General features: G+C 76.8%; 1 protein-coding gene. It reads right to left on the reverse strand.

Going from position 1 to position 5,914, the window contains the following annotated elements:
• The coding region (locus ABZ885_RS33850; RefSeq protein ID WP_360197340.1) for a type I polyketide synthase at nucleotides 1-5,914 on the reverse strand (5,914 nt) is incomplete at both ends.

Consider the following 5,914-nt stretch of genomic DNA (forward strand, 5'->3'; position numbering starts at 1 on the left):
GCGACCGGTCGGCCGCGTCGCAGGCCACCACGTCCACGCTGCTGCCCCGGGCCGCCAGTTCGGCGACCGCGGCGGCGAGACCGGCGGCGGCCGGGCCGGAACGGCTGGTCAGCACCAGCCGCGGGGCTCCGCGGCCGGCCAGCCAGCGGGCCACGTGCCCGCCGATCGCGCCGGTGCCGCCGGTGACCAGGACGGTCCCGCCGGGCGTCCACGGCCGGTCCGCCGGGCCCGGGTGGGGGGCCCGGGTGAGCCGGCGGGCCAGGATCCCGGCCGGACGGACCGCCACCTGGTCCTCACCGCAGCCGGCCAGCACCGCGGCCAGCCGTCCCGCGGTCTGCTCGTCGAGCACGGCATGGGGGCCTCCCCGGCCGAAGGCTGGGGGAAGGTCCACCAACCCGCCCCAGCGGTCGGGGTGTTCCAGCGCGACGACGCGGCCCAGGCCCCAGACCTGCGTCTGCACCGGGCTGGCCGGGCCCTCGCCCGGCCCGCCGGCCACCGCACCGGACGTGACCACCCACAGCGGGGCGTCCACCCCGGCGGCGCCCAGCGCCTGCACCAGGGTCAGCGTCGCGGCCAGGCCCCGGGGGACCACCGGGTACTCCGGGACGGACGCCTCGTCCAGGGCCAGCAGCGACACCACGCCGGCGAACCCGGCGTCGGGCAGCAGCGCGCGGATCCGCTCGGCCGTCCGCTCCCGGCCGTCCCCGGCCGCGGCCTCCAGGACGACGGGCTCGGCACCGCGGGCGGTCAGCGCCGCCGTGCACCGGCGGACGAGGTCCGCACCGGCCCGACCGGCCGGGGTGACGACCAGCCAGGCCCCGGACAGCCGGGCGGGGGCGGGGTCCGCGACCGGCGCCCAGGTGACCCGGTAGCGCCAGTTCTCCGTCACCGAGCGGTCCTGCTCACGGCGCCGCCAGGTCGCCAGCGCGGGCAGCACCTCGGCGAGCTGCTGCTGGTCCTCGATCGCCAGGGTGTCGGCGAGCCGGGCCAGGTCACCGCCCTCGACCGCGGCCCAGAACCGGGCCTCGGCCTCCGTGCTCGCCCCGTCGCCGCCCAGCGGGGACGCCGTGGCGGCCGCCTGCAGCCAGTAGTGCTGGTGCTGGAAGGCGTAGGTCGGCAGCTCCACCCGACCGGCGGCCGGCAGGACCGTCGCCCAGTCGACGGGCAGGCCGCCGACGTAGGCCTGGGCGAGAGCGGTGACCAGACGGGTGGCCCCGCCGTTGTCGCGCTCCAGCGAGCCCACGCTCAGCACGTCGAAGCCGGCGTCCTCGGCGGTCTCGGTGACCGAGGCGGTCAGCACCGGGTGCGTCGAGACCTCGACGAACGCGCCGTAGCCGCCGCCGAGGAGCGTACGGACGGCCTCCTCGAAACGCACCATCCGGCGCAGGTTCGCGTACCAGTACGCGGAGTCCACCTCGGTGCCGGTCAGCCACTCGCCGGTGACCGTGGAGATCATCGGCACCCGGCCGGCCTGCGGGGCGATCCCGGCCAGCTCCTTCTCCAGCACGGCGGCCAGCGGCTCCACCGCCGGCGAGTGCGCGACGAAGTCGGTCTCCGGGATCCGCCAGCGCAGCACCTTGCGCGAGGCCAGCTCCCGCTCGAACTCGGACAGCGCGTCCGGCTCGCCCGAGACGACGACCGCGGCCGGGCCGTTGACCGCGGCCACCGACAGCCGCTCGCCCCAGCCCTCGACGATCTCGCGCACGGCCGGCGACGGCATCACGACCGAGACCATCGAGCCCTGGATGGACAGGCTGGACAGCGCCCGGGCGCGGACGGTCACCACGCGGGCGCCGTCCTCCAGGGACAGCATCCCGGCGACGGTCGCCGCCGCGATCTCGCCCTGCGAGTGGCCCAGGACGGCATCGGGCCGGACGCCCGCGGCCTCCCAGACCGCCGCCAGCGACACCATGATCGCCCACAGCACCGGCTGCACCACGTCGGCCGAGTCCAAGCCGGGAGCACCCTCGGCCCCGGCGATGACGTCGCGCACCGACCACGGCACGTACGGCGCCAGCGCCGCCTCGCACTCCGCCAGCCGCGCCGCGAACACCGGGCTCGACTGCGCCAGCTCACGGCCCATGCCGACCCACTGCGCACCCTGGCCGGCGAACACGAACGCCGTCCGGCCCCCGGCCCGGGCCACACCCGACACCACGGAACCGGCCGGAGTGCCGAGGGCCAGACTCTCCAGACCCGACGCCAGCGCACCCCGGTCGCCGCCGACCACGACGGCCCGGTGCTCGAAGACGGAGCGCGTCGCCGCCAGCGACCACGCCACCTCCGCCGGCACCAGCTCCGGCCGCGCCGACACCCAGTCCCGCAGCCGGCCCGCCTGGGCCGCCAGCCCCCGCGCCGACCGGCCCGACACCAGCCACGCGGCCGGCCCGTCCTCGACCACCACGGCCGGGCGGACCTCGTCGGCCGGCCCGTCCGGGACCTCCGCCTCCGCGGCGTCCCCGGCCGGGGCCTCCTCCAGGATGAGGTGCGCGTTGGTGCCGCTCATCCCGAACGACGAGATGCCGGCCCGGCGCACCCGGCCCTCGGCCGACCACGGCACCGCCTCGGTCAGCAGCTCCACCTCACCGGCGGACCAGTCGATGTGCGGGGAACGCTCGGCGGCGTGCAGCGTCGCCGGCAGCTCCCGGTTCCGCAGCGCCATCACCATCTTGATCACACCGGCCACACCGGCCGCGGCCTGGGTGTGCCCGATGTTCGACTTCACCGAGCCCAGTCGCAGCGGGCCGTTGCCGCCGCGCTCCTGGCCGTAGGTGGCGAGCAGCGCCTGCGCCTCGATCGGGTCCCCGAGCGGGGTACCCGTCCCGTGCGCCTCCACCACGTCGACCTCGTCGGCACGGACCCCGGCGTTCGCCAGCGCCGCGCGGATCACCCGCTGCTGCGAGGGGCCGTTGGGGGCGGTGAGACCGTTGGACGCACCGTCCTGGTTGGTCGCGCTGCCGCGGATCACCGCGAGCACCCGGTGCCCGTTGCGCTGCGCGTCCGACAGGCGCTCGACGACGAGCATGCCCGCGCCCTCGCCCAGGCCCATGCCGTCGGCCCCCGCCGAGAACGGCTTGCACCGTCCGTCCGGCGCCAGGCCCATCTGCCGGCTGAACTGGTCGAACAGGAGCGGGTTGGCCGCCACCATGACGCCGCCCGCCAGGGCCAGCGTGCACTCACCGGAGCGCACCGCCTGGCAGGCGAGGTGCAGGGCGACCAGCGAGGACGAGCAGGCCGTGTCGACCGTCACCGCCGGGCCCTCCAGGCCCAGTACGTACGACACCCGGCCGGAGACGACACTGGTCGAGATCCCGGTGACGAGGTGCCCGTCCAGCTCGCCCTGCAGGCCGGAGCTCCAGCCGTAGCCCGAGGCGGACGCGCCGGCGAAGACACCGGTCGCCGAACCGCGCAGCGCCGCGGGGTCGAGACCGGCCCGCTCCAGCGCCTCCCAGGCCACCTCCAGCAGCAGCCGCTGCTGCGGGTCCATCGACACGGCCTCGCGCGGGCTGATCCCGAAGAACCCCGCGTCGAAGCCGGTCGCGTCGTAGACGAAGCCGCCCGCCCGGACGGGTCCGCCGTCGGCGGCGTCGCCGCGGCCCTCGATGACCCAGCCCCGGTCCTCCGGCAGGACGGAGATGGCGTCGGTCCCGGCGGTCACCAGGTCCCACATCTCCTCCGGGCCGGTCACCCCGCCCGGGTACCGGCACGCCATGCCGACGATCGCCAGCGGCTCGTCGGTCGCCGCCGCGACGACCGGCGCGGTCTGCGCGGCGTCGGGGACGCCCGCCAGCTGAGCCAGCAGGAACTCGGCGGCGGCCGTGGGCGTGGGGGCGTCGAACATCAGGGTCGCGGGCAGCTGCAGGCCGGTGGCGGCGCTGAGCCGGTTGCGCAGCTCGACCGAGGTCAGCGAGTCGAAGCCCAGGTCGCTGAAGGCACGGGTGGCCTCGACGGCGTCGGGCGACGCGTAGTCGAGGACGGCGGCCGCCTGGGTCTGGACCAGGGTGACCAGCATCCGGTTCTGCTCGATGCGGGCCAGGCCCGCCAGCCGCTGCTTCCAGGACGCGCTCGCGTCCGAGCCGCCGGCCGGGTCGCCCGCGGTCGCGGCCGGCAGGTCACCGGCCAGCGCCTGCCGGACCTCCGGCAGGGTCTCGATCAGCGGGCTGGGCCGGCGCAGCGTGAACGGCGGGGCGAACCGCGCCCAGTCGATGTCGGCGACCGTCAGCTGTTCCTCGCCGCCGTCCAGGATCTGGGCTAGCGCCTGGACGGCGTGGTCCTTGTCCATGACGATCAGTCCGCGGCGGCTGCCCTGTGCGGCGCCCGCCTCGTCGGTCATGCCGCCGCCGCCCCAGGAACCCCAGGCCACCGAGGTCGCGGTCCGGCCCTGCGCCCGGCGGTACTCGGCCAGGCCGTCCAGGAAGGTGTTGGCCGCGGCGTAGGCGGGCTGGAGACCACTGCCCCAGGTCGCCGCGATCGAGGAGAAGAGGACGAAGGCGTCGAGGTCCAGGCCGGCGGTCAGCTCGTCCAGGTGCACGGCGCCGGCGGCCTTGGCGGCCAGCACCGCGGCGGTCTCGGCCAGGTCGGTCTCGTGCACGGTGGAGTGCTGGACGACACCGGCGGTGTGGAACACCGCGGACAGGGCGGGGCCCTCCGCCGCGATCCGGTCCAGCAGCCCGGCCAGGTGCGAGCGGTCGGCCGCGTCGCAGGCCACCACGTCCACGCTGCTGCCCCGGGCCGCCAGTTCGGCGACCCTGGCGGCCAGACCGGCGGCGGAGGCTCCGGACCGGCTGGTCAGCACGAGTCGCTTGGCGCCGCGGCCGGCCAGCCAGTCGGCCACGTGCCCGCCGATCGCACCGGTGCCACCGGTGATCAGGACGGTGCCGCCCGGCACGAACTGCCCGGCGTTGCCGCGGGGTTGCCCGGCCCTGGTGAGCCGGCGGCCGAAGACCGCGGCCGGACGGATGGCGACCTGGTCCTCGCCGCAGCCGGCCAGCACCGCGCACAGCCGGGCCGCGGCCTGCTCGTCGAACGCGGCCGGAAGGTCGACCAACCCGCCCCAGCGGTCGGGGTGTTCGAGGCCGACGACCCGGCCGAAGCCCCAGATCTGGGTCTGCAGCGGGCTGGTCAGCGCCTCGCCCGGCGTCGCCGCGACGGCGCCGCGGGTGAGCACCCACAGCGGTGCGTCGAGGCCGGTGTCGCCGAGCGCCTGCACCGCGGCCAGCGTGGTGGCGAAGCCCCGCGGGACCGCGGGGTGCCCGGGCACGGGCGTCTCGTCCAGGGCCAGCAGCGACACGATGCCGGCCGGCTCCTCGCCGTCCTGCAGTGCCGCGCCGATGACGGCCGCCACGTCGCCCCGGTCCAGGGCATCGGCCGGCAGCGCGGCGACGGTGACGTCCGCGCCGCGGGCCGCCAGTGCCCGGACGCAGGACTGCGTCAGCTCGTCGTCGGCCCGGTCGGCGAGCAGCAGCCAGCGGCCGGTGGGCGCGCCGGTGCCGGTGTCCACGACCGGCGCCCAGGTGACGCGGTAGCGCCAGGCCTCCGTCGCCGAACGGTCGCGCTCGCGGCGGCGCCAGGAGGTCAGCGCCTCCAGCACCTCGCCGAGGGAGCGCTGGTCGTCCAGCTCCAGGACCTCGGCGATGTGGGCCAGGTCGCCGCCCTCGACGGCGGCCCAGAACCGGGCCTCGGCGGCGGTGCCCGAGCCGTCGCCGGCGACGGGGGTCACGCTGACGGCCGAGGGCTCCAGCCAGTACCGCTGACGCTGGAAGGCGTAGGTCGGCAGGTCCACCTGCCCGGCGGCCGGCAGGACGGTCTTCCAGTCGACGGGCAGACCGCCGACGTAGGCCTGCGCGAGCGAGGTGAGCAGGCGGGAGGCGCCCGCGTTCTCGCGCTCCAGCGTGCCGACCGTCAGGACATCGGC

Origin of the sequence: Kitasatospora sp. NPDC047058 (genome assembly GCF_040643935.1) — a bacterium.
In the GTDB taxonomy this organism is placed as follows: Bacteria; Actinomycetota; Actinomycetes; order Streptomycetales; family Streptomycetaceae; genus Kitasatospora.